The sequence below is a fragment of the Mesorhizobium sp. CA8 genome (assembly GCF_020164955.1).
GTDB lineage: Bacteria > Pseudomonadota > Alphaproteobacteria > Rhizobiales > Rhizobiaceae > Mesorhizobium.
On the sequence record NZ_JAIUHG010000038.1, the window covers coordinates 20,125 to 44,868 of the forward strand.

28 protein-coding genes and 3 pseudogenes are annotated in these 24,744 nt (G+C 60.0%); 15 read left to right on the forward strand and 16 right to left on the reverse strand.

Features of this window, described 5'->3' with window-relative positions:
* Positions 1–85 precede the first annotated feature (85 nt).
* A complete protein-coding gene (locus LB553_RS28475) occupies positions 86–1,252 on the reverse strand; it encodes an ATP-binding protein (RefSeq protein ID WP_224518232.1) in 1,167 nt (388 codons plus the stop codon).
* Between the two features lie 59 nt (positions 1,253–1,311).
* Positions 1,312–2,544 (reverse strand): site-specific integrase, encoded by a 1,233-nt coding sequence (locus LB553_RS28480; RefSeq protein ID WP_224518234.1) that lies wholly within the window; start codon positions 2,542–2,544, stop codon positions 1,312–1,314.
* Positions 2,545–2,669: 125 nt separating this feature from the next.
* Here LB553_RS28480 and LB553_RS28485 point away from each other — a divergent pair, with 125 nt between their 5' ends.
* Together LB553_RS28485 and scpB are read left to right on the forward strand one after the other, a co-directional pair.
* Positions 2,670–3,641 (forward strand): DUF1403 family protein, encoded by a 972-nt coding sequence (locus LB553_RS28485; RefSeq protein WP_224518236.1) that lies wholly within the window; start codon positions 2,670–2,672, stop codon positions 3,639–3,641.
* A 2-nt stretch (positions 3,642–3,643) separates the two neighbouring features.
* Complete coding sequence (gene scpB, locus LB553_RS28490; RefSeq protein ID WP_224518238.1) at positions 3,644–4,312, forward strand: SMC-Scp complex subunit ScpB; 669 nt, start codon at positions 3,644–3,646, stop codon at positions 4,310–4,312.
* 302 nt (positions 4,313–4,614) lie between these two features.
* Here scpB and LB553_RS28495 read toward each other — a convergent pair whose 3' ends face one another.
* The 4 genes from LB553_RS28495 to LB553_RS28510 are packed head-to-tail and all read right to left on the reverse strand — an operon-like array spanning position 4,615 to position 7,985.
* Positions 4,615–5,352: a hypothetical protein gene (locus LB553_RS28495; protein WP_224518240.1), complete on the reverse strand. Its 738-nt coding sequence runs from the start codon at positions 5,350–5,352 to the stop codon at positions 4,615–4,617.
* A 23-nt stretch (positions 5,353–5,375) separates the two neighbouring features.
* Positions 5,376–5,738, reverse strand: a complete 363-nt coding sequence (locus LB553_RS28500; protein ID WP_224518242.1) for a hypothetical protein — start codon at positions 5,736–5,738, stop codon at positions 5,376–5,378.
* A 52-nt stretch (positions 5,739–5,790) separates the two neighbouring features.
* Complete coding sequence (locus LB553_RS28505) at positions 5,791–6,849, reverse strand: PIN domain-containing protein (protein ID WP_224518243.1); 1,059 nt, start codon at positions 6,847–6,849, stop codon at positions 5,791–5,793.
* On the reverse strand, positions 6,828–7,985 hold the full coding sequence (locus LB553_RS28510; protein ID WP_224518245.1) for a RelA/SpoT domain-containing protein: 1,158 nt from the start codon (positions 7,983–7,985) through the stop codon (positions 6,828–6,830). The genes LB553_RS28505 and LB553_RS28510 overlap by 22 nt, the downstream gene beginning before the upstream one ends.
* A gap of 61 nt (positions 7,986–8,046) precedes the next feature.
* Between LB553_RS28510 and LB553_RS28515 the strand changes: the two genes are divergently transcribed.
* From LB553_RS28515 to LB553_RS28525, 3 genes are all read left to right on the forward strand, one after another.
* Positions 8,047–8,661 (forward strand): hypothetical protein, encoded by a 615-nt coding sequence (locus LB553_RS28515; RefSeq protein ID WP_224518247.1) that lies wholly within the window; start codon positions 8,047–8,049, stop codon positions 8,659–8,661.
* Between the two features lie 181 nt (positions 8,662–8,842).
* The gene (locus tag LB553_RS28520) at positions 8,843–9,469 is read left to right on the forward strand and encodes an XRE family transcriptional regulator (protein ID WP_411962257.1); all 627 of its coding nucleotides are present in this window, start codon (positions 8,843–8,845) and stop codon (positions 9,467–9,469) included.
* Positions 9,470–10,078, forward strand: a complete 609-nt coding sequence (locus tag LB553_RS28525) for an RES family NAD+ phosphorylase (protein ID WP_224518254.1) — start codon at positions 9,470–9,472, stop codon at positions 10,076–10,078.
* A gap of 32 nt (positions 10,079–10,110) precedes the next feature.
* On the opposite strand, the gene LB553_RS28530 is transcribed toward LB553_RS28525, so the two are convergent.
* The 4 genes from LB553_RS28530 to LB553_RS28545 are packed head-to-tail and all read right to left on the reverse strand — an operon-like array spanning position 10,111 to position 12,338.
* On the reverse strand, positions 10,111–11,025 hold the full coding sequence (locus LB553_RS28530) for an ImmA/IrrE family metallo-endopeptidase (RefSeq protein WP_224518256.1): 915 nt from the start codon (positions 11,023–11,025) through the stop codon (positions 10,111–10,113).
* Positions 11,026–11,031: 6 nt separating this feature from the next.
* Complete coding sequence (locus LB553_RS28535; protein ID WP_224518258.1) at positions 11,032–11,511, reverse strand: helix-turn-helix domain-containing protein; 480 nt, start codon at positions 11,509–11,511, stop codon at positions 11,032–11,034.
* An 8-nt stretch (positions 11,512–11,519) separates the two neighbouring features.
* Complete coding sequence (locus tag LB553_RS28540; protein WP_224518261.1) at positions 11,520–12,131, reverse strand: GNAT family N-acetyltransferase; 612 nt, start codon at positions 12,129–12,131, stop codon at positions 11,520–11,522.
* Entirely contained in the window at positions 12,132–12,338 is a 207-nt protein-coding gene (locus LB553_RS28545; protein ID WP_224518262.1) for a transcriptional regulator, read from the reverse strand. It lies immediately after the preceding gene.
* A 158-nt stretch (positions 12,339–12,496) separates the two neighbouring features.
* Between LB553_RS28545 and LB553_RS28550 the strand changes: the two genes are divergently transcribed.
* The 6 genes from LB553_RS28550 (at position 12,497) to dcd (ending at position 17,152) form a co-directional block, all read left to right on the forward strand.
* Positions 12,497–13,354, forward strand: coding sequence for a multiubiquitin domain-containing protein (locus LB553_RS28550; protein ID WP_224518265.1), 858 nt, complete (start codon positions 12,497–12,499; stop codon positions 13,352–13,354).
* Positions 13,351–14,763 (forward strand): ThiF family adenylyltransferase, encoded by a 1,413-nt coding sequence (locus LB553_RS28555; RefSeq protein WP_224518267.1) that lies wholly within the window; start codon positions 13,351–13,353, stop codon positions 14,761–14,763. Before LB553_RS28550 ends, LB553_RS28555 begins: the two co-directional genes overlap by 4 nt.
* Positions 14,763–15,131, forward strand: a complete 369-nt coding sequence (locus tag LB553_RS28560) for a DUF6527 family protein (protein WP_224518268.1) — start codon at positions 14,763–14,765, stop codon at positions 15,129–15,131. Before LB553_RS28555 ends, LB553_RS28560 begins: the two co-directional genes overlap by 1 nt.
* A gap of 68 nt (positions 15,132–15,199) precedes the next feature.
* Positions 15,200–15,529 carry a hypothetical protein gene (locus LB553_RS28565; protein ID WP_224518270.1) on the forward strand — a complete coding sequence of 110 codons (330 nt, stop codon included), beginning with the start codon at positions 15,200–15,202 and terminating at the stop codon, positions 15,527–15,529.
* The gene (locus LB553_RS28570) at positions 15,513–16,547 is read left to right on the forward strand and encodes a hypothetical protein (protein ID WP_224518271.1); all 1,035 of its coding nucleotides are present in this window, start codon (positions 15,513–15,515) and stop codon (positions 16,545–16,547) included. Before LB553_RS28565 ends, LB553_RS28570 begins: the two co-directional genes overlap by 17 nt.
* The gene (dcd, locus tag LB553_RS28575) at positions 16,544–17,152 is read left to right on the forward strand and encodes a dCTP deaminase (protein WP_224518273.1); all 609 of its coding nucleotides are present in this window, start codon (positions 16,544–16,546) and stop codon (positions 17,150–17,152) included. The genes LB553_RS28570 and dcd overlap by 4 nt, the downstream gene beginning before the upstream one ends.
* 28 nt (positions 17,153–17,180) lie before the next feature.
* Here the strand turns inward: dcd and LB553_RS28580 are convergent, their stop codons facing one another.
* Together LB553_RS28580 and LB553_RS28585 are read right to left on the reverse strand one after the other, a co-directional pair.
* A complete protein-coding gene (locus LB553_RS28580; protein ID WP_224518275.1) occupies positions 17,181–17,894 on the reverse strand; it encodes an AbiV family abortive infection protein in 714 nt (237 codons plus the stop codon).
* A gap of 1 nt (position 17,895) precedes the next feature.
* On the reverse strand, positions 17,896–18,405 hold the full coding sequence (locus tag LB553_RS28585) for a hypothetical protein (protein WP_224518277.1): 510 nt from the start codon (positions 18,403–18,405) through the stop codon (positions 17,896–17,898).
* A 492-nt stretch (positions 18,406–18,897) separates the two neighbouring features.
* Between LB553_RS28585 and LB553_RS28590 the strand changes: the two genes are divergently transcribed.
* Both LB553_RS28590 and LB553_RS28595 read left to right on the forward strand, forming a co-directional pair.
* Positions 18,898–20,172: a DUF6602 domain-containing protein gene (locus LB553_RS28590; RefSeq protein WP_224518279.1), complete on the forward strand. Its 1,275-nt coding sequence runs from the start codon at positions 18,898–18,900 to the stop codon at positions 20,170–20,172.
* A gap of 678 nt (positions 20,173–20,850) precedes the next feature.
* A complete protein-coding gene (locus tag LB553_RS28595) occupies positions 20,851–21,402 on the forward strand; it encodes a hypothetical protein (RefSeq protein ID WP_224518281.1) in 552 nt (183 codons plus the stop codon).
* Between the two features lie 177 nt (positions 21,403–21,579).
* On the opposite strand, the pseudogene LB553_RS28600 reads toward LB553_RS28595, so the two are convergent.
* Positions 21,580–21,696: pseudogene (locus LB553_RS28600) on the reverse strand (type IV secretory system conjugative DNA transfer family protein); the annotation flags it as partial.
* Between LB553_RS28600 and LB553_RS28605 the strand changes: the two are divergent.
* Positions 21,693–22,088 (forward strand): annotated as a pseudogene (locus LB553_RS28605) (NAD-binding protein); the annotation flags it as partial. The pseudogenes LB553_RS28600 and LB553_RS28605 sit on opposite strands and share 4 nt — an antisense overlap.
* 344 nt (positions 22,089–22,432) lie before the next feature.
* Here the strand turns inward: LB553_RS28605 and LB553_RS28610 are convergent.
* Positions 22,433–22,510, reverse strand: a pseudogene (locus LB553_RS28610) (electron transfer flavoprotein subunit beta/FixA family protein); the annotation flags it as partial.
* Positions 22,506–22,733, reverse strand: coding sequence for a bifunctional hydroxymethylpyrimidine kinase/phosphomethylpyrimidine kinase (locus tag LB553_RS30870; RefSeq protein ID WP_224518283.1), 228 nt, complete (start codon positions 22,731–22,733; stop codon positions 22,506–22,508). The pseudogene LB553_RS28610 and the gene LB553_RS30870, both read right to left, overlap by 5 nt.
* Here LB553_RS30870 and LB553_RS28620 point away from each other — a divergent pair.
* Entirely contained in the window at positions 22,634–23,155 is a 522-nt protein-coding gene (locus LB553_RS28620) for a hypothetical protein (RefSeq protein WP_224518300.1), read from the forward strand. The genes LB553_RS30870 and LB553_RS28620 overlap by 100 nt on opposite strands.
* Positions 23,156–23,375: 220 nt before the next feature.
* Here the strand turns inward: LB553_RS28620 and gltA are convergent, their stop codons facing one another.
* Positions 23,376–24,695: a citrate synthase gene (gltA, locus tag LB553_RS28625; protein WP_411962256.1), complete on the reverse strand. Its 1,320-nt coding sequence runs from the start codon at positions 24,693–24,695 to the stop codon at positions 23,376–23,378.
* Between the last annotated feature and the right edge of the window lie 49 nt (positions 24,696–24,744).

A 24,744-nucleotide genomic window follows, 5' to 3' on the forward strand; every position in this document is an offset into this window, starting at 1 on the left:
AACCTTGGTTTACGGCAACGCTTCATGGATAGGGCCGGGCAGGGGCCCGTGAGCCGCCTCGACGCAATGAAGCAGGAGCTTTGCATCATGCTTCGTCAAGCAGCGCCCGGCCCAGATCCTGCAGGGGCATCGCTTCGATTCCATGCTGGAGCGGAAAACGCTCCGATCCCGGAAAGACGACGATGCGCCGCTCCGGAGCAAGGTCCTCGCAGGCCTGATGGAAGCCTTTTTCCACCTTTGGCGTAAGGCTTCGCTTGATTTCGATGGCCCAGAGGCGTTGGCCCGGCAATGTGAGCAGCAGGTCGATCTCCGCGCCCGCGGCCGTTCGGTAGAAATTGCTCAGCGTGCCGGCGGGGGCGGTCGCGGTAAGGGTTTCGATCACGAAGCCTTCCCAGGAGGCGCCGGCCACCGGATGTCCAAGCACGTCTTCCTGTGTCGCAAGTCCAAGCAGCGCATGGGTGATGCCGCTGTCGCGGACATAGACGCGCGGGGATTTGACCAGGCGCTTGCCCACATTGGCGTGCCAGGGTTCCAGCCGGCGAACCAGGAGGAGATCGACGAGCAGGTCGAGATAGGACGCGACTGTCTTGCCGTCGACGCCGAGCGCGCGGGCGAACTCGGCGGCGTTGAGCAGGCCGGCCTGGTGGTGCGCCAGCATGGTCCAGAAACGGCGCAGCGTCTCGGCCGGGATGCGCGGGCCGAGGAGGGGGACGTCACGCTCCAGATAGGTGCGGATGAAATCCTGCCGCCACCGCTGACTGGCCCGGTCGGTGGCGGCCAGGAAGCTGTCGGGGAAGCCGCCGCGCACCCAAAGCGGACCAAGGTCGGCGGCGCCGACTTCGAGACCGTCGATCGGCCGCATTTCGAGATAGGCGATGCGGCCGGCAAGGGTCTCGCCTGACTGCTTCAGGAGGTCGATCGATGCCGATCCCAGGAGCAGGAAGCGCCCGGCTTTCCGACCGGCGCGCCGGCCGCGGTCGATCAGCCCGCGCAGGTTCTGGAACAGGTTCGGCAGCCGGTGGACCTCATCCAGGATGACAAGCTTATTCTCATGCTCGCTCAGATAAAGCTCCGGTTCGGCGAGCCGGGCGCGGTCGGCATCGGATTCAAGGTCGAGGTAGATCGAAGGCCGCCTTTCGGCTATTTCGAGCGCGAGCGTGGTCTTGCCGACCTGACGCGGCCCGAGCAGCGCAACGGCGGGCATGCTGTCCAGCAATAGGGTGAGTTCGGTCGTGATGCGGCGCTCGATCATCCTTGCAATTATGGAGTGCAGTTCCAGATTTGCAAGGAAAAACGCACCAATGCGGGGCGCTAGAGTCCGCTCGCCTTGGTGAGATTGACCCGGAACCGATCGCGCCGGCGCTGGTACTTGCGGGTCATCTCGGCGCTGCTATGGCCGAGATGCTTCTGCACATAGCGCTCGTCGACCTCGGCCGAGGAGGCGAGGCCAGATCGTAACGAGTGTCCGGCAAACAGGTTTTCCCGCTGACCTTCCGGCAGATCGCCGCGCACACCGGCGGCCAGCGCGGTCCGCTTGACCAGGCGGGCGACCTCCTGGTCATTGAGCCGATCGGCGCCGACCGTCTTACCCTGGCCGGTGACGCGCCGGAAGAGGGGACCGTGGGCGACGCGCGCGAGCTTCAGCCAGGTCCCCAGCGCCACGACCGGGCATGTGGCGTCTGTCGAGCCGCGGCCGACCTCGACTTCGCGCCAGCCGGTCTTGCCGCGCAGGGTGACGAGCAGGCCCTTGCCGGGAAAAAACTCGACCCAGCCGCGGCCGTCCTCGGTCTGGTCGCGGCCGCAATCCAGGCCGACGACTTCTGAGCGGCGCAGGCCGCCGGCGAAGCCGAGCAGCAGCATCGCCCTATCGCGCAGTCCGCGGAGGGTGCCGCGCTCCAGCGTCTCCAGCATGGCGATCAGATCCTCCGGCAGGATCGCCTCCTTCTGCCGCGGTGGGGACGCGTGTGTGTTGCGGATACCGGCCATGACGGTGGCGATGTGGCGGTCCTTCCTGTCGAGCGGCTGGCCGCGTTGCGCATAGTTCCAGGTCAGCGAGGACAGCCGGCGCTCGATCGTCGACACGGATTTTTTGTCCCCCGTGGCCGCGCCTGCAGTGGTGCCGGAGGCGAGCGCGGTGATGTACAGCCCGACCATCTGCGGATCGGGCGGCAGCGTCGAAAAGCCCTGGCGGCGGCACCAGCTCGCAAAATGCTTCCAGTCGGCGGAGTAGGCGCGGCGGGTGTTGGCCGAGCTCGCCGCCTCGACATAGTCGCGGGCGCGGCCGGCGAGTGCGTCGAGATGCGCCGGCAGGCGGGGATTGGCGACGGCGGTAAGCGGGGAGGGAGCTTCGGCCGACAGTTCTTCCGGCGTCGTGCCCATCGCCATGACGAGGTCGACGATGTCGGGCAGGTCGCCGGCGATCGGCGCGTCGGGCTCGGCCGACACCCTGGCGTCCGGAATGTCATCTGCCGGCCCCGTGCTGTGGGGCGCTCCGGAGCCTCGCTCGGCGTGATTTTTGGGCTTTTGCTCGACGAAAACGGCCATTTCTTATATAAAGAGCAAAACGAATGATAAGGCAACATTATCATTCGTTTTAGATGGATGACAGGCTGTGCGTTTCGGCGTGAAAATTATGGCGCAAAGCGCACGGGCACTTTACCCTCGAAAGCATGATTCGCCTCGATCCCCTAACTGCCAGTCCATTGCCCGCCAACCCCGCCGCGCCGCCGGCCGTCCCAGCCTGGGCACTGGCAAACTACGGCGCGTCGAACGACATCGACGCCGCCTTCCGGGTCGGCGCCGCCCTGGCTTCGCTCGACACGCTTGCCCGCGCGCAACCCGCCTGGGCCGGCGCCTGGCGCCAGCGGATGGCGCTCAAATGCGCCGCCGCTGGCATGCGGCTCGCCGGCCGCGCCGAGGACGAAGCCGCACTGCGCGACGCCTGGCTTCTACGCGCGGATGGCGCCGATCCCGGCCCCGCCGGCGCCATTTTGGGCGCCTGGCGCCAGCTGGTGCTGCAGCCGCCGGCGGTCAGCGCCGATCGGCTGGCAAAAGTGGCCGAGATGCTCGGGCTCGCCTGGGGCAATGAGGCTCTCACCGACCTCTGCACGCAGATCGAGGAACTGGCGGGCTCCCAACGCCCGGCGCCGTTCGCCGCCGCGACGATCGCCGCCCGCGTCGTCGCCATGCGGCCCGATGCCGAGCTGTTTGCCTGGTGGCTGGCCGACCTGGTGCTGGCGCGGGGCTTGCGCTGGCCGCGGCCGTTGCCGCTGATGATAGCCCGGGCTTTTGGCCCGGTCTTCCGCGCCGAGGCCGGCGGCGGCATGCGCATCCGACCCGGGCAAAAGGGTTTTGAGCGCGCGGTCTGCGTCGCGCTGGTTCAGGGAGCGGCCGAGGCTTGTCGGTTGGCGGCCGAGTTGTCGCGCCGCGCCGAAAGGCTTCTGGCGGTGGCGCCAAAACTGCGCGCGAAGGGCGCCGGCGACGTGATCTTTCTGCTGCTCAGCGAAGACGCCGTTTCCGGCTCGCTGACCACGAAAAGCTTGTCGCGCTTTGCGTCACGGCGGCTATTCGAGCGGCTGCTGCAACTGGATGCCGTTCGCGAGCTTTCCGGCCGAACCGCCTTCCGGCTGTTTGGGCTGTAGCGATGAGCCAAGCCTCCGTCCGCCGCAAGCCGAACAACCAGTCCGCGTTGCTGGACACGGAACTCGAGCATTTGCCGCCGGAGCTGCGCTGGCGCGAGTGGATGGGCCGCGTCGAAGCGGTGATCTTTGCCGCCGGCGAGCCTGTGCCGCGCGAGGTGCTCGCGCGCGTCGTCGGCAAAAGCTGCAATCTCGATTTGGTCATCGACGACATCCGCGCCGAGCTCGCCGGCCGCCCCTACGAGCTGGTAGCGGTCGCCGGCGGCTGGCAGCACCGGACCAAGAAAGCCTTTGGCGACGTCATCCACGCCGCATTCGGCACGGCCGCGGGGGAGGGGACAAAGGAACTGTCGCAGTCGGAGGCGCTGGTGTTGATGTGCATCGCGTATTTCCAGCCGATCACCCGCGGCGAGCTGTCTTCGTTCTTCGGCAAGGAGGTGTCGCGCGATCTGATCGGCGTGCTGCGCGCGCAGGAGCTGATCGCCTCGGGGCCGCGCAGTCCGCAGCCGGGCGCGCCCTACACCTATGTGACGACGAAAAATTTCCTGTCGCAGTTCGGGCTCGACACGCTGCGCCAGCTGCCTGATTTCGAGGCGCTCGAGGACGCGGGGCTGCTGTCGAAGGAGAAGCTGCTGGCCGGCGACATCATGCCCGAGTTTTCGTCCAGCTATTGAAACGCCGATCCAGAGATCGAGAATGACTGTCCGGCGTGTAGCAACCGCCAGCAGTTGCGTGCTCGAATGTATGGGCGTTTTTCGGACAGGGCAGTTCAGGGCAGAGGCGCTCGAAAGTCTCGAGACAGCGAGCGCTCAATCTCATCGGCAGAGTCGGCCTGCGCGAGATGACCGGCAGGGGCGGGCGTGGTGATTTGAGCGCCATGAGGTGGCGACCGACTAACCGCCGCTAGCGGCGGGGGATCCGATGACGCCTCTTGCCTCCGTTAATGATGCGAGATGCATTATGGCCGTCGCGGCCGTCAGCCTTCTTTTTTCTCCACCTTTTTCTTGTCGGCTTTCTTGATCATGTCCTTGATGCCCTCGCTCACCTTCATGCGCCTGGCATCCTCCGCCGTGTAGGCGATATCGAGTGTGTCGCGGGGATTCCAGCGGCTGTAGTCGGGCTGCGCCAGCCCATAGTGTCGCCGCAGGTCGGCGGCGAGGTCGAGGGCGTAGAGGCCGACGCGGCCGTACTGGTAGCGCCTTTCCTCCCAGACTTCTTCCCAGTTCGGCGGCCCCGAGTGCTCGGTGAAGGCGGAGATCGTGCTGTCGGCGGCAGCGATCTCGTTGGGCAAGGACAGGGTCCGGTACATCAAGGCCGCGTCCATGGTTTTCCAGTCGAGGTCGGCCGGGAATTCCAGTCCAGGGGCGTCGACCTGCGGGGTCAGTTCGCCGTCGACGTACTCGCCCTGGTCATGGATCACGTCCACGCAGTGCAGCACGAACGGATCCAGCGTGCAGACGACCCTAGTCGCCACATAGGTGGCGTGCCTGGCGCGCTCCTCATGGGAGTCCCTGCCAACGGTCAGCCGATGGTTGAAATAGGCAACCGCAATGGTGCCGATGGTCGTCGCCACGGCGGTCATGATGGCAAGCGGCCAGCCCGTCAGCACGGAAACGGAAGCGCCGCCGGGCGTACCGCCTGTCGACTGCGCGGCCGCGTGTATCGACGACAGCCCTGCCGCGAGGATGAGCGTTGTTGCGGGGACGATGACCATCCAGCTAACCCTGACCATGTTCCTCATGAGGAATGCGCCCGTCTAGCCGGCCGTCTCAGTCTGAGGACGAGGTAAGCGAGCATCCCCGCGGAGATGCCAAGCATGGCGAACTCAACACCCGTCTCGAACGACCATGCGAGCGCGCCGAGCGGTACCGCCGACGAGCTTGGGGCCAGCCCCGGAGTCATGAACGCCGCCGCCAGCCATGTAGCAGCCGCCGCTACGAAGAGAGCGAGGGCTGTCGCCAGGACGAAGCCCAGCGTCCCGAGCAGGACCCCTGGCCGCATGCGCTGTGCGAGGTAGGCGGACACTATGATGCTGGCCACGGCGACGGCTAGGTTGAACGCGACGTAATGGTTCATCAGTGCGGCTTCGAATTCCTGCATTGCTTACCCCCTCCGATTCTGGCCGACGCGCTAGGTGTCTAGCATGTCCCAGTCATCGCCCATGACCCATCGGAGCGCTGACAGCTTGCCGTTGACCATTCCCCACTCGAAGTCGACGGGCCAAGGTGATCCAGGCGACCTCTTCCTCTGTTTTCCGGGCGGCTTCCAGTGCGCCTTTCCAGATGCTGTCAACAATGACCCGGCTGTTACGGCTATGGGGTTCGGCGGTTTCCCATTCCGACTTCGTGACCACCTTCGTGTCTCCGCGCTCCACTTGGACACGCAGGTTCCAGTGGCGGTTGTACCAGACTTGGCGCTCCAGCAAGCGCGCGGTCTCAAGGATTTCCGATAACCGCCGCGGCTCATCCGTCCACGATAGCTCTTCGTCTACGAACTCGAGATAGTCAGCGTGCTCAGACTTAAGAAGGTCGCTCAGCGACGTCCAGTAAGTCGAGTGAGGCCCGTCGAAGAGCGAGGCGATGTCTGGATGGGGGTCGCGCTGGTCGCCGTCCGGGTCGCTGAAGTCGCGGGTATTGTGGGATACGAACGCGACGCGCTGCCCCTTCGCCGTGGCAGTCCTCGCCAAGTCGGCGTAGGTCTCAATGAGGATCGCGTCGCCGACCGAGTTCTTGGAACAGTGGTACGGCGCCAGCCCGGCGATCGCGCGTTCCGTGACCCGTTGCTTGATAGCTTTGGTGGTCGCCTTGCTCAATCCGTGCGTCAGCAGCCCTTCTATCCATTCGATGGAGTCGTTGACGGCCTCGCCCTTCATGGCAATGCGCTGGTCGACCTCGTTCAGGGAGTGCAGTGTCTCCTTCTTGTAGTCGTCCTCGGCGAAGCGGTCGACCGCTTCGCGGACCAAGCGGAAATGGGCTTGCAGGCTGCGACGCGCGTCCTCGGCGACACGGGCCTTGTTGCGAGCGAACTCTGTTTTGACCACGTCCGGCACGAAGAAGTCTATCTGTCGCCCGTCGAACAGCTCCTTCGCTGCAAGGATCAAGGACTGCTGTCTGTAGTCCTTGGCGAGATCAAGCCACACGCACGTGTCGACCAATATTCTGAGCATCGTCCACGCCCCCCAAAAAGCGATCAGCGTCGCGGTTCGATCCAACGCGTGTAGCGCCTGCGCAGGGCGCCGTAGTCAGGCTGCTGCACTTCTCTCGGCCTGACCACCTCCTGCGGCGCGACGGTGTATTCGATGCCTGACTTTCCACTGCAGGCGAGCTGCAGGTTGCGGATGAACAGGCTGACGTCGCCGAAATAGTTCGGGTAAGTGGAGACCAGCTTGTCGATCTTGTCCACCTCAACGAGGACGACCTTCTCCTGGCTTTCCCCGGCCTCGATCGCCCTTTCGGCGATCTCGAGGGCGCCCGTTGCGGAGAAGGTCCCCGTGTACGTCTCGATCTTGACTGTGTGATCCGGCCTGTACCGCAGGAGGTAGTAGCGGCCGCGGTCATGGCTAAAATTCTCGGCGAAGTGGGTGGCCGCCTTGATGTTCTCGAGCGTGCTCACGGCGCCGAGCCGTGCATTGAGGTCCTTCAGCTCCTTGATGCGCTCTGCCCGATCCGGAACCCCGGTCGGAAGCGGGCTTCGCTCCACTTGGGCGAACTCGGCGGAAGCCAGCTCGAACAGACGGAGCCAGTCGCCGTCTCCCTTATGATGCTTCAGGTCCTGATTGCGGTAGAGACTGACGGCCTCGATGGCGGTCGCCCACGAGTGCTGAAGGCGCGTCCTAACCTGCAGTTCTATGCGCCGACCGGCAAAGGACTCGTCCTCCTTTCTTGCGGGCGTGAATTCCATGGAGAGATGGTGGCTGCGGTAGCCATCGCCCTTGGGTTTCTGGATGTAGTCCCATTCCTTGCGAATGACATGCGGGGAGCGCTCGCGGACGCGTTCGACGAGCCGGTTTACCCCATCGATGTCGTTCAGGATCGCCCGGCACCCGCCGAGATCCTGCATCTGGTCGAGCCGGATCGTCGTATCGGCGAGCTTACGCCTGATGGACGACATCCGCTTTGGCCGTGCGGCCATGTCTCCGCGGATGGAGGTCTGCCGCATGGCAATCCGCACTGAAGCGCGGATGCTGCGCATGGGGTAGATGTGGGAGTCACGCCAAGAGTTCGCTACCGAGAATATGCCGATGGCTTCAGCATTGTTTTGTGGAGTGAAGTACACTGGACCAGCCAGGCTTTTCCCGGCTGCCCGCACGTCATCCATGCTGTATTCGAGCCGCGGATACTGCGACATGGGCCGAATCATTTATGGTTGAATCCACTCGACTGTACGGTTTTCTATCCTGCAGTCCAGCGTGGCGCAGAAGTCGTTCAAGGTTGATGGGGAAAGCGTGACATTCACCGCCGAAGACGCCGCTGAACTCAATCGGCTGATTGGCCGCGGGCTGAACAACCTGACGGCAATGGCCGTGATGGATGGAAAGCTCGACGAGGGATTCGAAGTCGCCCAGGCGGAGATAGGGCGGAAAGCGCAGAAATGGGGCAAGGGGCGTAAGAACATCCCGAAGGCTCTCGTGCCGGGATGGGATTGCGATCCCGCCAGGATCTATCTAGCCTATGACGGCAACGACCCCGACGACCGTCCCGCCAGCAACTTCGCTCTTATCGAGGCTGATATGGCGGACATCCATCCCAAGCTGACCTACCAGGCGACCAGGGACAAAGACCCCTGGCACGTACGGTATAAATCTAAGAGCATCGAGATCGGGTATCGCTGGGTTCACGGGCTGCGCGTGTCTCCGCCTGTCATCGCAGAGCGCGAGGGAGAAATAGTCATCGTCGGCGGCATGCATCGCTACCATCTGGCGCATCATTACGGGGCCAAACGGATGCCGTTCTACGTACCGAAGTCAGAGCTGGCCAAGGTCCTCGAGCTGCTCCCCGATGCGACACTGCGCTTGGAGGAGTGACACTCCCTCGGGGCCGTTGATCGGTCCTGTGTAACGGTTCCGGCTACTTTACGAAGTTATCTAACTTGACGAACTTGCGTCTTGTAACCAAATTGGTGACAGCAAGAAGGAGGTTGTCACCATGGCCGCTTCAAAACGAACCAATCATGGCGAAACCGCGTCCCATGCGGGAGTAGCCACAATGAGTTTCACGACGAAACTGCCGGCACAGGCGGATTTCAAGAAGGTGCTGCTCGAACGCTACCACGAAGCCATCGCGCGCAGTCGCAAGATCGGCCATCGCGTTTCATTCCGGGTTGACGTCGATCCAACTGCCGGCGCACAGACGATATCGCCGGTCGAGGAACAACCTGTCGCTTTGGACGATGCGTTTCCCGTCGAGGATACAGCTAAGCCGGATGCCGAACTTGAGGCGGCCCTTGCGGCGGCGCGTGTGCGCGGCCGCAAGCGTGTCGCCGAGATTGTCGCCGGCGAGGACATGCTGAGCGCAGATGCCTTTGCCAGGCTGCTCGGCACGTCGCGGGTGACGGTCAATGCAAAGCGGCAGAGCGGCCAGGTCTTGGGGATCGACGGCGCCAAGCGCGGCTTTCGCTTTCCTGGCTGGCAACTCGACCAGGACGGACGGCCGTTCGGCGCATTGCCCGCGCTCCACGCGGCATTGGGCAACAGCGCCTTGGCGGTCTACCGGTTTTTGGTATCGCGTCACGGCGCGCTCGATGGACGGACAGGTCTTCGCGCTCTTCAGCAAGGTGACGATGCCTTGGTGCTGGCCGCCGCGGAAGGTATGGCCAGAGGCGACTTCGACTGAATGCCTGGCGCTCCACCTCCACCCGATTTCGAGCGAGCAGAGCTTGAAATCGAGACCATACCGCCGGGCCGCACATTTGGGCGGATCTACTGGGGTGCATATCCCGATCCCCTCGGGTACGGAAAGTCGCCAAGCCGTTTCAGCGATCCGCGGCGCCGCGTCGACGCAAATCGCTTTGGTGTCTTCTACCTCGGCGACTCGTTGAAGGTGTGCTTCCTCGAGGCCGTGCTTCGCGATCGACGCGAGGGACTTGTAGACGACCTTCCGATCGACGAGGTGGAGCTGACCCAACGGCGCTATGCGGAAGTTGCGACCACGGCGGAGCTTCGCCTGGTCGACCTCAGGGGCGACAATGCCGTCAGGATGGGGGTGCCGACCGATGTCGTTCGGGCACAGCGGCAGAATTTGGCGCGCCGGTGGTCGGTGGCGTTTCATGAGCACCCGGCTCAGCTTGACGGGGTCATCTATCCATCCCGCCTCAACGGCGCGACCAATCTCGCGGTCTACGATCGGGCAGTAGGAAAACTGCGGCCGACCCGCGTGACGACGCTCCTGGGCGCGCTTGGGTTGGCTCAAGTTTTGGAGAACTTCAATGTCGGGTTGGCGTGAGCGGGGCAGCACGCGCAATGTCTGGGCGATTTCTAGAATCCAACGACGCGCCTATGCGGTCGCTGATATACGGCCAGCGTGAGACAATCGTAAGTGTTGCTGAATGATTCAAATAAGAAAACGTGGGCCTCACCGTTCCGATCTGAAAAGACGATCTCCGCCGAGCCGAGCGGCCCTGCCTTGCTGGGTCGACAATAGGAAGCGATGCCGGCCTGAAGGTGATCGACAGACAGACTTTCAAACATCTTGCGATAGGCAGGCGATTCGATGACGTAACGGACCGCTTCTCCGCCGCTCCGTTTAGGAAAGTTGGGATTCGCACCGATTAGGCCAATCATGGGCAGGTTGCTGTGGGCGCTTTCGATAAAGCGCCAGAAAGTGGTTGTGAAGGTGTTGCCAAAGCACGCTTTTAGCGAACGCACCGTATCCAAGTCTGGAGAAGAATCATTGGCCGCGACGAGAAATCTCGTCTGAAGAAAAAGGAGTTGGCCGGCGGCATAGTTGGCCTCGGCCTCGATTTGCGCATGGCAGCTTGGCGTGACGGTCTGCTCATGATCGCCAAGCATAAGGTCGGCGTGCCAAGGCAAAAGGCTGTGGCCAACCTCGTGTGCTTCATTCCAACGCTGCTTCGCGTCCGGCTGTGATCTGTCCAGCAGGATCCGTCGGCGGTCAGGCAGATAGAGCGCGCGGAGATCAAACTTCCTAACTGCTTCCAGCAGTAGGCCGGGGCGCTTAAGAACTTGCGCCCCGGCAATCGTCAGTTTGCTGATTTTCTCCCGAAGGAAGCCGTCATCTGTAGTGGAGTAGTAGGCACGGTCGAGCTTCAGCAGATCGCGGACGTCCTGGAGCCGCAAAGGCGGTTCCGGATTGCCAAGTCCGCGTAGGACTTTGTTGACCTGGCTCTCGATGTCAGATGCCGTTCCGCGGCTGAGGATGATATTACGCATCGGATCCTATTGTCTGGCCAGATAGGCGACGAACTCCTCGAGCGCCTTTTTCTCATCGCGTGACAGCTTTTGTGGCGACTCGCCCGAACGCGCCGCGAAGCGAAGAGCGTGCTCTTGCATTTCTGGTTGCGCGGATGTGTTCCCGGACAATTGTTGTAGTGCTTTGTTCGGCAGGTCAAATGCTTGTGCGAGCCGATAGACGGCCCTTGGTTCGGGGCGGAAATGCGCATCTCGCTCTATCCGCACGATGTCGGCGACATCGATCTCCGAGCGTTCGGCGAGTTTCTCTATCGTCAGCCCCTTACGTCGGCGCAGGCTCTCTATCAGAGAACCAAACGCCAGACGGACGGCATCTATCGATTCGGACGCTACTGACGCTTCAGCCTCAGGGGCAGGGTCTCGGGCAAGGGCCCCGGCAGCGATTTCGTGGTCGCCTTCCAGTTTGACTCTGCGTTCGAACCACTCCTTTGTGATTGCTAGTTTCATGGGTTTTCCTAACCCGAGAGCGCATCAGCCTGGCTTGATGTCATCTCGAAGTATCTAAGATTTTCGTACGTGCCATCGATACCAAGATCGGTCATGCCGCAATTTGCGTAGAAGGTCTCCGATTGGGGCAGAGAGTGCAAACCGATGCGGCCATGGAAGCCTAGGTCTCGGCTGTGTTCTATGGCGGCTCGGATCATGGTGATTCCAACACCTCGATACCGCGGCTTCGAAGCGATGTTCGGGCGGTTCCAAGGTGCGGTCTCAACATAATCGACATAGGCAAGATGCTTGCCGGCCTGCTCCGGAAGTCGGCAGAGGCTGCGAGCGGAATTCATCTGCATGAGGCCTTGCAGTTGGCCCTCACACATGATTGCAAATGTTTGGAAGGCGAGCAGTCCGTTGATGCGGTCCACCTTGTCTCGCCAGTTCCAATGCCAGCTCTGAGGCCAAGTCTGTCGTGGCTGACCTTGGTCGATGAGTTGGCGGATATGGTTGATGATCTGGGGTATCCAGTCCGTCTCAACCGCTCTCAGATGAAGTTCATCGATGCGGTCCAGGAGCTCAGCGGCCACCGGTTTTCCGGTTCGCTGGTCGTTGAGGAAGACTGGATATGAAGCCATTTAGAGCACCATAAGTTCCGCCTTCTCCTTCTTGGTTTCATCCTCGAAGAAGAGTTTTCCACCTTGTTGAAGGCGCACGTCGACCAGCTGATACAGCCTAAGCGCTTGGCGAAGCACTGCCGTCTTTGACAAGTCCTTCTTGTCACAGAGATCCTGCAGCACCTGCATTTCGGCATCGGTGAGGTTGAGTGTCATTGTCTTTTTCATGGGGCACTCCCGGGATTGCGAACTCCCCAAGATTGGATTTTTTAGCGAAATAGTCAACAGAAAAAATTCAACAAGCGGCTATTGATTAGCTAAAAAATAGCTACTATTTATGGATCAGGCATGGCGGTGGTCGCTGTTGCCAAAATGGAGTCCTCGCAATGTCAGACCATATTTCCCCTCAGGGGCACCGTGCTTTCGACATCAAGATCGACGGCAGCCCGTTTGTGTTCCATGACTCGATCGTCACCGGAGATCAGATCCTTCAGAAGGCAAAGCTTTTTCCCACGGATGAGCATCTTCTCTTCCAAGAGCTCGCGGATGGGCAGCTCGAAGAGATCCGGCCCGACGAGAGCGTCGACCTTCAGCGCGAAGGCCGCGAGCAGTTCATCACCTTCAAGAGCGATCGCTCGTTTCGTTTTGTCCTTGATGGCCGCAAGTTCGAATGGGGCCTTCCCTTCATCACTGGCTTGCAGTTGAAACGGCTGGCTGGCGTCGATCCTCAGTCCTATGGCGTCTGGCTTGCTCAGCAGGTCGGCGACGACCGTCTGATCGGCAACACGGAAAAGGTCGATCTGCAGGGGAACGGAACCGAGCGCTTCTTCACCGGCGTTGACACGACTACCGAAGGCGCGGGAGCAGCAGTGCTCCCGCCCGAGGATCGTGAGTACCTGACCTCGCAGGCCATCGCTTTCGAGGAGCACGTCGAAGGCACTACAAAGGCAGTCGTGCTGAAAGCCTGGAGTCTGCCTGAGCGGCGTTTCGATGTCGGCACGGCCGACATCCTTATTCTCCTGCCCCCGGCCTATCCCGACTGTGCACCCGACATGTTCTACCTGACGCCCTGGGTTCGTCTTGTGGCGAACCAGCGCTATCCAAACGCAGCGGACCAGCCTCACATGTTTGCAGGCAAGCGTTGGCAGCGCTGGTCGAGGCACAACAGCGCCTGGCGCGCGGGGATCGATGGAATCTGGACCATGCTGCGTCGCATCGAGCGTGCGCTGGAGATCGCGGCATGATGACCGCTGACCTCATCTTAAGGGAACATCACCTCTCGACGTTGCAAGCCGAGTTGCTGCGTGCCGACGGAACAGAGCACGCTGCGTATGTGATCTTCGGAATCTCTCGAATTGGTGCGGACCCATTCACGCACAAGCCTCGCTTGCGCGTGATGGTCAAGGACGTGCTCGCCGTTAATGACAACGAGATTAAGTCGTCGGACCACCAGCATATCTCCTGGAGTACCGAACGTTTCGTTCAACTGCTCGCGCGCGCTGAACGGGAGGGCCTTCAACTCGGCATTGCCCATTCGCATCCGGCGGGATCAAAGCGCTTCTCCGCGCAGGACGACGCAAATGAAGCCGAACTCGTTCGTTTGAGCCAGAACCGCAATGGTGCCGATGCCATCTTGCCGAGCCTGCTCTTTACAGGAGACGGGTTTGCAGCGGGGCGCGTGTGGCTTTCGCCGACTTCGTTTATCAACCTCGGCTCAGCGAGAACGGTTAGCAGTAGCTGGCGAACGATCTCCTTCGACCAGGAAGGCTCGGTGGACAATCGGGCGCTTGCGCGACAAGAACTGGCTCTTGGGCCGGAGTTCAATCAGGTGATGCGCCATCTGCGCGTCGGGGTGGTCGGTGCTGGCGGCACTGGCAGCCCGTTGCTCCAACAGATTGCCCGCATGGGTGCCGGTTACATCGCGATCTTCGATCCCGACCACGTCGAGCATTCCAATCTCAACAGGCTCTATGGCGCGACGATGATGGATGCGGATCAAGGTAGCAAGAAGGTCGACGTTGCTCGGCGCGAGATTGACCGTATGGGCCTTGGCACCAGGGTCGCGACCTTCGATACCTGGATCGGGGGCACCGGATGTCGCGATGCATTGAAATCGATGGATCTGATCTTCGGCTGCACCGATGATCATGACGGCCGCTCGTTGCTAAATCGCCTCGCCTACTACTATTTGATCCCGGTCATCGACCTTGGTCTGGCCTTGCGTGTCACCGAGCGCCACGGGTTGACTTGCCTTGAGGCCGATGGCCGCGCAACAGTTCTTGAGCCCGGCTGCGCATGCCTTTTGTGCCGGCGTGTCGTTGATGCCGGCGTTGCGGCCGAAGAAGCGCTTCGAAGAAACGATCCGGTAGAATATGAGCGTCGCAAGGTGGAAGCCTATGTGCGCGGCGAAGGCAATCCGTCTCCAGCTGTGATCTCGTTTACGACTTCGGTCGCGACGATGGCCGTTGAAGAGATGATCCAGCGGATGAACCAGTTCCGCGGTGTCGACGGCGCCATCGCCAATCGGGTTCGCAAGTTCAACATGGCAGAAGACTTTCGGCCCGGTGCAAAAAAGGAGCCCTGTCGCGTCTGCGGGTCTGATCGCGTCCATGGCATCGGAGATGTTCAACCGTTTCTGGGGAGGGCAGGGTGATGCTGCGCAAGATTCTCGCCGCCTGCCTTGTTCGGCTGCATCTCGTCGAAAGACCGGACTTTTTTGTCGTCACTAGCATAGACATGCCCGCACCAAATGAGCTCAAGCCGGGCAAAGCCATCGTCGTTGGCCCGAGGCAAACGCCCAAATGGATGACGTTTCAATGTCCCTCGGGCTGCGGCACGCCACTTCTTCTTTCGCTCAATCCGAAACGTCGGCCTCGCTGGGCCGTAGCGTCTGACTGGTTGGCCAGGCCCACCCTGACCCCATCTATCCGGCGGACCGACGGGTGCCGGTGTCATTTCTGGATTCGAAAAGGTCGTGTAGAATGGTGTAAAGACAGCGGAAAAATCTTGCCGGAAAATTAGCAATTCTTGTTCCATACTTGGCCGGGCCGAGCTAGTCTCAACCAGATTCGGCCGAGTTGGGGGAGCAAATGCTTGCAGCAATGCCGTCGGAAACGAGCAGGCGACTCGAACTATTCCGGTTGGCACTGTCGCTGATAGACCGCGGCAAAAGCGAAATACCATCTCCGCTTTCAGTTCATTTTGACGATGTATTGCACCAAGCGAGAAAACTTTCTGATGATCCGAATGCGATCTCTCCAGGCATAAAGCCGCAAGCTGTGCAGCTTGCAAACGAGCTGCGCGTCTATGTGGGCCTGCGGGATGCCCTTACGGGGATCAACTCGATCGGGGATGTCAGTCAAGCCATTGCGCGTCAGGTGCTCCGGAATCTGGAGCCTGGAATTGCATCCCAAGACTGACCTTGCTCTGCTGACTGAAAGCTTATCGCAGCTCGCAAAGACTCCATACTTTAACCGAGCGATCGAAAAGCACGTTCAGGCGCTCATTGATGTTATTCGACACGTTGTCGGCGCCTCTCCTCCTTACGATGATGAGATCCTGAGATCTTTTGCGGATAAGGTGTGGACATGCCACCGGTATCTCCAGGGCTCCACAACGAAGGAGGCGCCCTATGAGATCGAATATTGTATGCGCCATGCGATTGGGGACTGGCTCCCGGATCCATGTCTGGTCACGACCGCGCTGACGGATGAAAAGGATTTCCACCTCAAACCCGGTGATCCGTGGGAATTCGTTTCAGCCGCCTTGGATCGATATGACGGGATCGTGCCTGAGGAAAAACTGATTTTCATTGGCGTGCCACGCATTTACAAGCACATGCCTCTATTCTGCGCGGCGCTCTATCATGAATTGGGCCATTTCGTAGACCTGACCCGCAACGTTACGGACACGACCCTCCTGCTTAAGCCTGCCCCGGAGGGCCTCACGGAGATTGTCCGCAATTATCGGCGGGAACATTTCGCCGACCTATTCGCCGCCTGCTATGTCGGCTCGGCAATTGTCGACAGTCTTGACGCGACCAATCCTCTCGGGCCCCGAACCTTTACCCATCCTCCAACGGTAGAACGTATCGACTTCATAAACGGCTTCCTGAAAGACGAGAAGTTGGACGATCTCGACATGTTCCAGGAGGCGCTTTCGAAGCTCGGCCTGCCGCCATTGCGGCAGAGATTCAAGGTACCATCTATTGAGAGCGCTTTTGACGACATCCGCCCCCATGTAGTCGAGGAGGCCGCAGAGCTGCACGGCCTCATGGCCGCTGGGTGGTCCTACCTTGGAAAGATCAAGTCTGGCGCTGGTCCACAGTGGACCGCCACAGGCAGCTCGTTGGAGGTGATTCGTATCGTGAACGATCTTACTGAAAAATCGATCCGAAACCACTCGATCCGTCACCTGTGGTCCTCGGGCTCAACATGATAAGAAGCGACATTCTGGGAAGGCTGGGGAAGGTTGGTCCAACCGGGCTTTGGATTGATCCGCTGTTGGATGAGGGTCAGATCGGTGAGGTAACTGTCGACCTTAGGCTCGGATACGACTTTCTCGTATCGATCGTGACACGGCGCCCTTTCATCGGGATTGTTCGCGATGATGAGCGCTTCAGGTCAATCCCATCTTATTTTCAGCCGACCCGCCGCGAGCTCGGCGACCGCTTCATTCTCTATCCCGATCAAGTCGTGCTGGCGACGACGCTGGAGTACATCGCACTTCCAAGCGACTGCTACGCCGACATTTTTACTCGAAGCAGCTTTACTCGCCTGGGCATTGGCCTCAGCACGATGGTTCATCCGGGGTTCCGGGGGTGCTTTTCGGTTGAACTGTTCAACCATGGAAATAATCCGATAGAACTGGTTGTCGGGGCAAAGATGTTCCAAATGCGACTTACCAAGCTGGCCGATGAAATGAAGTATGGTGGGATTGAGCGAAAATATTTTGGGAATGTCAGGCCAACACCCTCGCGCGCAGCCGATGACAATGATTTGCAACGCCTTTCCAATTTGTCGATCAGTCATAGACGCGAGTAAGAGCGCAATCGCAAACGCCAGTTCCCGTCTACCCGACCTCTCTTAGCCTCTTCAATCCAGCGTCCAAGAACTTTTTGACGAGCTCGTCACTCGCGGACATGAGATCGTCACCTCCATGCCTTTGGAGTTCCTCCGCAGCCTCAACGAATTCGACCACCAAGTCTTGTAAATCCTCAGGCGATTTGTCCAGACGTTTGAGCATCTTCAAACTGTTGTGGGCGTATCCGAGAAAGGTCCGGTTTCTTTCCACGATCTGCGCGAGCATTTCAGGCGTAATTTGCTCGCTTGGTGACACGAATTGCCCGTCTTTCCAGTCCACATATAGGGACGCATTTTTGGCATCGTTTGAGGTCTTGTGAAACTCCATCTGGAGCTTCTCGAACTCCTTCCGCGCTGTTTCCCAGTCTCCGCGTGCGTTGGCATCTTTCTCTGCTTTCGACCCGCTGAGCATGTAGGCATTGCTTTTGTTCTTGGAGGAGTGGCGTTTAAGCGCTCCTAGAATCCTGTTCTGATCAACTTCAAGTCCCGACAGCAAACTAGTTGCCCACCAGCCCATGTTCTCGATTTTTGAGCATTCTTCGAGAGAAATTTGATGGAGACAGAGCGCTCGTGCCGTTGCGCCGGCTTTTGCCAAGAGTTCTGCCTCGAAGTACAGCTTCTCGGCGTTATCGAACGTCAATTCCGCGCCGCGCACAAGGACGCTCAGGAACGCACGATCTATCGTTGGAAGAGCTTCGACCATCTCAGGATATCACGCGGCTGTTATACACTGCGATCCAGGCATCGTGCTCAGCTTTGAGATTTTCAACAAGGGCATTCACCGTCAAATCATTGATTGCCTGGGGCCTTCCATGAGCGAACGCGTTTCTGCGTTCGTGGATGTCCTTAAGTAGATCTGCAACTCCGGGAAACCCATTGACGCGAAGGTCGTCGAAATAATTCGTCCCGAAGAATATCTTGTAGAGGTCGAAGAGGCGGGTCCCAATTCCAGAGTAACGCCGAAGCTCGTCGTCTAAGACACGTTGTGGGAGGGCACGCATGGCAGTTCGGTGAAGCCTCTCGATACGAGTTTCGAAGTAGCTCCAGAACAGCAGCACCAGCGCCGCCCGAGCGGATGGGCGCTCAGCATCGGCAAGGTGTGAAAACCGTTCAAATTCAGCGACCGGACGCTCCCACTCACGCTGCAGCATCTGCAGATAAATGTGGTCCTCATAGCGACCTTCGGCACCAGCGAAGGCCGGATGGATGATCATCTGTTGGCCCTTTATCCTCGTGATCTGAGGCGAGGTGTCGAATGGGTCGGCACCACAAGCCGGGCAGGGTGCATCAATCTTCCTAATGCCTGCGCAGTCCCCGCTGCATGACACGTAGCCCGACCAGAGGCTTGCCCATGATTTGCCAGGTAACTCGTCGAACCACATCGGATGACCGCATCGTGCCGTTTGTCAAACTAGACGCCATTCTGGTCACGATCAGCGTCGAGCAATCAAGCTGACGTTTCGCAAAAAGGCAGTAAAACGCCGCAAATTCCATTTTTTGGGCGCCGTGCCGGGCTTCCAGGGCCTTCTTCCAGTTGTTGCTTGATCTATCGGCAGAATGGTGTCGGAGATTGCGAGGCCTGAACGTCTCATGATGCAACGCGGATGAGACTTCCCATATATAAACCTGCGGTTCTTGCCGGCGCCTCCGGCGGAAACGACGCACTGCGACGACCGACTATGGGCCGGATCGGATATCGAATCCTTATGATCACATCCTTCGCCGAATTCCTCGAGCAGCTTCAGGAAAAAGAGGCTGCCATCCTCGCCGGACAATCCGTGACCCATGGTCCGACGATCGGCGATATGTACGAAGGCCTGACCCGCGAACTTCTTGAGCGCGCTATCCCAGAACAGCTAAACGTCCGCTTGGTGGATGGCTTTGTGCTCGGCGTTGATGGAAAACTCAGTCACCAGACCGATGCGATGCTGGTAATGGGCGAGAAGGGGCAACGGATACCTAAGACCGATCAGTGGATCTGGCCGATCGAAGACGTTCTGGCCGTCTTCGAGGTCAAGAAGAGCCTTTTCGGAAACCAGCTTGTCGATAGCATCGAGAAGATGCGCATCGTCTCGCTCCAGCAGAAAGAGCTGATGGCCTCAGAGCGAAAGCGGGTGAAACTCGGCCCGTCCAAGGACGCCTTCGCACGTCTCATGGGGCGTTTTCCATCGGTGGGAGAGCTGGAAGACTTCCAAGGGGCAGGGGGTGAGATCCTGCGGACCATTGCCCACGAGCAGTTGGCGCCGGTTAGGATCGTTTTCGGCTATGAAGGGTACGCAGACGAGACAGGTCTTCGGAAAGGTTTTCTGGACGCTCTCCGGGACGCGCCAGGAGGCATCGCAGGGCCTGCGGTACTCCCCAACCTCATTGTTTGTCGCAAGAACGCCATCCTCAAGATGAATGGCCATCCGTTCGTCTCGCCGGTCGGCGATGACGGCCGGTGGAACTTATTCGGCTCCACCCGCGCAGCGCCTTTCGCCCTCTTGCTGGAACTCATTTGGACGCGCCTCGGGAACGAGTTTAACGCACAATTTCCTATCGATGACAGCCTGACCAAGGAGGTCATCGCCCCGCTTCTGGCTGGTGAAGTCGTGACAGACGGATCAGTCCGCGGCTGGATGTTCCATTATAGCATGTTGAGCAAGAAGCAGCTCGCTGACACAACGGCCGATCAGTGGGAGCCTTTTGCGGTTACGCTTGAAGAATACGTGATCTTCGGTATGGCCATGAACGGCGGCGGGCTGGATCTCAATGATCAAAGCCTACAAGAAGGGGCGGCGCAATCGGGGCTTAATCTCAAGGCATTCGCGGATCGCCTGGTTGCGGCGCGGCTGTTTTCGTGGGTCGCTCCGGATGTCGCGCACCCGGTGAACGACACCATCCACACTTCAGTGACACCCGATGGCAATTTCTGGCTATCGGACAATCAAAAGCTGTTGGGGTTGTGGAGCCAGCAGTACGTGCCGAAGCCAAAAAAGTAGTTTCATGAAGTTCTAAGATAGGGTGCTCATTTGCGTCTCGATGCACCCAGTCTTGCATTTCGCCCTGATCCCGAGGCGGCAGCCTCCCCGTTCGCCTTTTGTGCTTCGAAAGTCGCATAAAGGGCAGTGTGGAACTGGTGTGATGTCCGGAATTATTCGGCAGTTCAGGCGGTTTACCAGTCCGGAATTAAGGGCCGCCGGGTGTTCGGCCTATGTGATTGAGAACAATGGAATTTTCAAGCAGAGGCCAGGAGTTCCCGATCCATAGGTCGGGTTTACCAATAGCCTCAATGACAGCTGATTCTGGACTGGTGCTAAGTGATAGGATTGGCGTGGAATTTAAGCACCCTTATTGGTCAACCCACTTCCGTCGGCAACGGATTGGTCAACCCGAGACCCCAGGATTGGTAAACCGAAGCGGCAGCCCTATCGACCAAGGTTCAGCTCTGTACTCCCCAATCCGTTGAGACAGATGGCGTCAGAATCTCGGCGTAGTCAATGTGCGCGCATAACAGCGACGTCCTGACTTAATTCCGGACTGCGACAGATAATTCTGGACGCCACATCTTGTTCCGGCCCCTAGCTCGCCGACCATTGGTGTGCCTGCTCCTCCGACGGGTCGGCTCTCCGGACGCTGGCAGGACGGAGTCGGCCAAAGATCGGCCATGCGATGCCGGCATGGATACCTCCACCGAGGTATTGCAGCGCGGCTTGAAGCCGGCGATACGGCTCCAGCCCGGGCAGACCTCGCGGACCGTTGAAGGGAAGGATGCGGGCAAGGGGCGGGTCATGCACCTGGAACGGCCAGGAGCAGGCGGTGCAGCTGTCGATCGGCATGGTGGTGGAGATTTCAAATTGCGCGGCCGATATCCGCAGCGCTGGACCGGGCGCCATGATGGTTGCCGCGCCCTTCAGTTGCCCGAACCATTCCCGTTTATGTCGCTCGTACAACCGAGAGGACCAGCGCAAGGGATCAAGCGAGGTAGCACGATGATCGAAATTCTACCTGCTGCCTCCAAGGACCAACGGGACGGAAGGACAAACTCGGTTCTTCGCTTGCTGCGGTTTTTCGCCCGTTTGCTCGGCACCATCGTCGTCGGAAGCGTGCTGGCCTTATTTTACTGCGTGTGGCACCTGACCTTCCTTGCGCTCTGCATGTTCCGCCCTGTCGTCACCTCCTTGTCCTTGCCGGGCTTGTCATGGTTCCGCTCTCGATCGCGGCTTTCGTGAAGCCCGAAGCTGCGAATGGGATGCCTGGGCCTTTCTCCTGATGGCGATCGGCTTCATCGGCTTTGCTACGGCTGGTTCACACCACCGGGCGAGGTCGATCCGTTTGAACGCCATCGCCGCCGAGACTGGCCCTGACGATCTCCGCGACCTTCCTTCATGACGCTCACGGCTTGACGAACGATTGGCCTTGGCCGCCTCGTTAATCTCCTTGCGCCGGAAATAGATCGCGCGCCCTCAACGGATCGGACTGTGGCCCTGCACGATAATGATCTGCTCGTCCTTGCGCATGGATTGGGCTGGCCGGCGCCGGCAGCCTGGCAAAACTCGCCAACCAACGATCGTCGCCAGCAAGATCTGCGCCGTCGCCGAAGCGCTGCTGCTGGCGGAAAGAGGCGGCGCCGACCCGGCGCGCGTGCGCGAGGCGCTGCTCGGCGGCTTTGCCGACTCGACGGTGTTCCGCCAGCACGGGCGGCGCATGATTGAGGCCGATTTTAGTGCCCGGCGGTCCAGCCAAATATCAGATCAAGGATACCGGCATCGCCCTAGTGCTGGCAGCCTCCTTGGGGCTGACCTTGCCGGTCGCAACCGAGGTCGACCGGATTTTCCGCGGCCTCGTCGACAGTGGCGGGAGCAACCTCGACCATAGCGCAGCAATCCTCGAGCTGCGGCGCATGAACCCTCGATAGGTGCCAGACGGGCAATTGGGAGGTTCAGTGGCTCCCGCAGCTATGCCTGCTCATGATGGCTTCCAGCCATTTGGATCCCATTGAAGCGCATCGCCAGGCGCCACATCTCGGCGGATGCGTCGGCTCTCTGCTTCAGGGCGTCGACCTTGACCCTAGGCCGGGCGACCCATTTCGCTCCTTTGCATGCCCGTCCATAGCGATGCTCTCGCTAATAGCCGACGAACCCACTCAAGTTGAGGAAGAACCCATTACAAAATCCAAGTCTCATGATCAAATTAACTCCTTATTCTCAGCACAACGCCTGAAATCATTGGTGTCCGATCGTTATAATTAAATGGAAAGCGACGATTCAAGCGAAGATCGGCGGTGACGACCGCCGGAAGCTTGACGGTGATGGTTTGTAAGTCGCCATCGGGTTCACGGATCCGCCATACCACTCAATGCCGCCTGTTCATTTCGCTCTGCCGCTGCGATCGAGCAAAGCAAATTGAAAAAATAGCGCTTAGCAAGTAGGACGCTTTCTTGTAGCGATCTGTCTTGAGCAAGTGACGCAGCAATGGCGCTGGACAGCACGCAACCCGTTCCGCGCGTCCCACGCTGCAGGCGAGGGGCTTCGAACTGAACCGCGGCGTGGTTCGGCTGCACTGAGAGACTTCGACTTATTTCATCTCTTTCGACCTAACCTTTGTCGAGCTTCGAAAGTCGGGCCGAACGGGGAATTCTCACAGGCGGTTACGGTTGCCCTGGAAGTCGCGTGTCACGTGCAGAGCTCTCTTCAGCCGCTGACAACCCGGAAGCGGCCACTGTGCCGGCCGAACTTCAGGCTGACTGTTTCGTCGGGCTATGGAGTCCAGGACAAGGGGCTGCTGAAAGACGGGGATCTGTCCGAGGCGAGAGACCTCCTTCGACGCCTGCTCGATCGCCAGGACGCCTTCGCGCTTCCGCAAGGCCGCAGCAACGACCGGCACCATTTGCAATATGCCGACGCCGACTTCGCCGGGCGCTACCACCAGAATGCCTTTCCGAAAACGCGCAGTGCGATTTCGCTTTCGACAAAAGGGCTTTGATAGTGTTCCTGCAGCTCGCCGAGGCCATGGTTTGTTCAAGCTTGGGCACCGCGTGCGGACGATCTGCGAGGCTGCGCAAGACGCTTCCCACTGCTCCGCGATGCCACCAAGACCGTCTTCGCCGCCGTCGCATCACCCCCATTGCTTGCCATGGCGCCCGCTGAAGAACCAGAGCTGACGCATGAGGAACCTCCCTTCTGGGGTCAGGGGAAGCGGGACTCTAGCGACCAAGCATCGGCACGTAATCGCGTTCCGTCGCGCCGGTGTAGAGCTGGCGCGGGCGGCCGATCTTCTGGTGCGGGTCCTCGATCATTTCCTTCCACTGGGCGATCCAGCCGACGGTGCGCGCGACCGCGAACAGCACGGTGAACATGGTGGGGGGGAAGCCGAGCGCCTTCAGCGTTATGCCGGAATAGAAGTCGACATTCGGATAGAGCTTCTTTTCGATGAAGTACTCGTCGGTCAACGCGATCTTCTCCAACTCCATCGCGATGTCGAGCAGCGGATCGTCCTTGATGCCGAATTCGCCCAACACCTCATGCGCGGTCTTCTGCATGATCTTGGCGCGCGGATCGTAGTTCTTGTACACGCGATGGCCGAAGCCCATCAGCCGGAACGGGTCGTTCTTGTCCTTGGCGCGGGCAATGAATTCCGGAATGTGATCGACATGGCCGATCTCGCCCAGCATGTTCAGCGCCGCTTCGTTGGCGCCGCCATGCGCCGGACCCCACAGGCAAGCGATGCCGGCGGCGATGCAGGCGAAGGGGTTGGCGCCGGAAGAGCCGGCGAGGCGAACCGTCGAGGTCGAGGCGTTCTGCTCGTGGTCGGCATGGAGGATGAAGATGCGCTCCATCGCGCGCGCCAGCACCGGATTGATCTTGTACTCCTCGCAGGGCACGGCAAAGCACATGTGCAGGAAATTGGCCGCGAAGCCGAGATCGTTCTTCGGATAAATGAAGGGCTGGCCGATATGGTATTTGTAGGCCATCGCCGCGATCGTCGGCATCTTGGCGATCAGGCGCATCGAGGCGACCATGCGCTGATACGGGTCCGAGATGTCGGTCGAGTCGTGGTAGAAGGCCGACAACGCGCCAACCACGCCGCACATCACGGCCATCGGATGAGCGTCGCGGCGGAAGCCGGTGAAGAAGCGCGACATCTGCTCGTGCACCGTCGTGTGGCGCGTCACGCGATAGTCGAAATCCTCCTTCTGCGCCTTGGTCGGAAGTTCGCCGTAGAGCAGCAGGTAGCAGACCTCGAGGAAGTCGCCATGCTCGGCGAGCTGGTCGATCGGATAGCCGCGATGCAAGAGGATGCCGGAATCGCCATCGATGAACGTGATCGCCGACTGGCAACTCGCAGTCGAGGTGAAGCCGGGATCGTAGGTGAACGCCCCCGTTTCCGTATAGAGGCCCCCTATGTCTATGACGTCCGGCCCCATTGTGCCCTGATGGACCTCAAGCGAGTATTTGTGACCGCTCAACTCAAGGCTCAAATTCCCTGGTTTCAAAGCTGTGGCCGCATTGAAGTTCATTGGCATTCCACCTTGCTCGGTTTCATTTTTTCGGCGCTAAGGTGCATGGCTGGCT

What these genes read in the sequence shown, in the direction of transcription:
- LB553_RS28475 (WP_224518232.1), bottom strand. Translation starts at nt 1,252, where the DNA reads ATGATCGAGCGCCGCATCACGACCGAACTCACCCTATTGCTGGACAGC.
- LB553_RS28480 (WP_224518234.1), bottom strand. Translation starts at nt 2,544, where the DNA reads ATGGCCGTTTTCGTCGAGCAAAAGCCCAAAAATCACGCCGAGCGAGGC.
- LB553_RS28485 (WP_224518236.1), top strand. Translation starts at nt 2,670, where the DNA reads ATGATTCGCCTCGATCCCCTAACTGCCAGTCCATTGCCCGCCAACCCC.
- scpB (WP_224518238.1), top strand. Translation starts at nt 3,644, where the DNA reads ATGAGCCAAGCCTCCGTCCGCCGCAAGCCGAACAACCAGTCCGCGTTG.
- LB553_RS28495 (WP_224518240.1), bottom strand. Translation starts at nt 5,352, where the DNA reads ATGGTCATCGTCCCCGCAACAACGCTCATCCTCGCGGCAGGGCTGTCG.
- LB553_RS28500 (WP_224518242.1), bottom strand. Translation starts at nt 5,738, where the DNA reads ATGCAGGAATTCGAAGCCGCACTGATGAACCATTACGTCGCGTTCAAC.
- LB553_RS28510 (WP_224518245.1), bottom strand. Translation starts at nt 7,985, where the DNA reads ATGTCGCAGTATCCGCGGCTCGAATACAGCATGGATGACGTGCGGGCA.
- LB553_RS28520 (WP_411962257.1), top strand. Translation starts at nt 8,843, where the DNA reads ATGAGTTTCACGACGAAACTGCCGGCACAGGCGGATTTCAAGAAGGTG.
- LB553_RS28525 (WP_224518254.1), top strand. Translation starts at nt 9,470, where the DNA reads ATGCCTGGCGCTCCACCTCCACCCGATTTCGAGCGAGCAGAGCTTGAA.
- LB553_RS28530 (WP_224518256.1), bottom strand. Translation starts at nt 11,025, where the DNA reads ATGCGTAATATCATCCTCAGCCGCGGAACGGCATCTGACATCGAGAGC.
- LB553_RS28535 (WP_224518258.1), bottom strand. Translation starts at nt 11,511, where the DNA reads ATGAAACTAGCAATCACAAAGGAGTGGTTCGAACGCAGAGTCAAACTG.
- LB553_RS28540 (WP_224518261.1), bottom strand. Translation starts at nt 12,131, where the DNA reads ATGGCTTCATATCCAGTCTTCCTCAACGACCAGCGAACCGGAAAACCG.
- LB553_RS28545 (WP_224518262.1), bottom strand. Translation starts at nt 12,338, where the DNA reads ATGAAAAAGACAATGACACTCAACCTCACCGATGCCGAAATGCAGGTG.
- LB553_RS28550 (WP_224518265.1), top strand. Translation starts at nt 12,497, where the DNA reads ATGTCAGACCATATTTCCCCTCAGGGGCACCGTGCTTTCGACATCAAG.
- LB553_RS28555 (WP_224518267.1), top strand. Translation starts at nt 13,351, where the DNA reads ATGATGACCGCTGACCTCATCTTAAGGGAACATCACCTCTCGACGTTG.
- LB553_RS28560 (WP_224518268.1), top strand. Translation starts at nt 14,763, where the DNA reads ATGCTGCGCAAGATTCTCGCCGCCTGCCTTGTTCGGCTGCATCTCGTC.
- LB553_RS28565 (WP_224518270.1), top strand. Translation starts at nt 15,200, where the DNA reads ATGCTTGCAGCAATGCCGTCGGAAACGAGCAGGCGACTCGAACTATTC.
- dcd (WP_224518273.1), top strand. Translation starts at nt 16,544, where the DNA reads ATGATAAGAAGCGACATTCTGGGAAGGCTGGGGAAGGTTGGTCCAACC.
- LB553_RS28580 (WP_224518275.1), bottom strand. Translation starts at nt 17,894, where the DNA reads ATGGTCGAAGCTCTTCCAACGATAGATCGTGCGTTCCTGAGCGTCCTT.
- LB553_RS28585 (WP_224518277.1), bottom strand. Translation starts at nt 18,405, where the DNA reads ATGATCATCCATCCGGCCTTCGCTGGTGCCGAAGGTCGCTATGAGGAC.
- LB553_RS28590 (WP_224518279.1), top strand. Translation starts at nt 18,898, where the DNA reads ATGATCACATCCTTCGCCGAATTCCTCGAGCAGCTTCAGGAAAAAGAG.
- LB553_RS28595 (WP_224518281.1), top strand. Translation starts at nt 20,851, where the DNA reads ATGGATACCTCCACCGAGGTATTGCAGCGCGGCTTGAAGCCGGCGATA.
- gltA (WP_411962256.1), bottom strand. Translation starts at nt 24,695, where the DNA reads ATGCCAATGAACTTCAATGCGGCCACAGCTTTGAAACCAGGGAATTTG.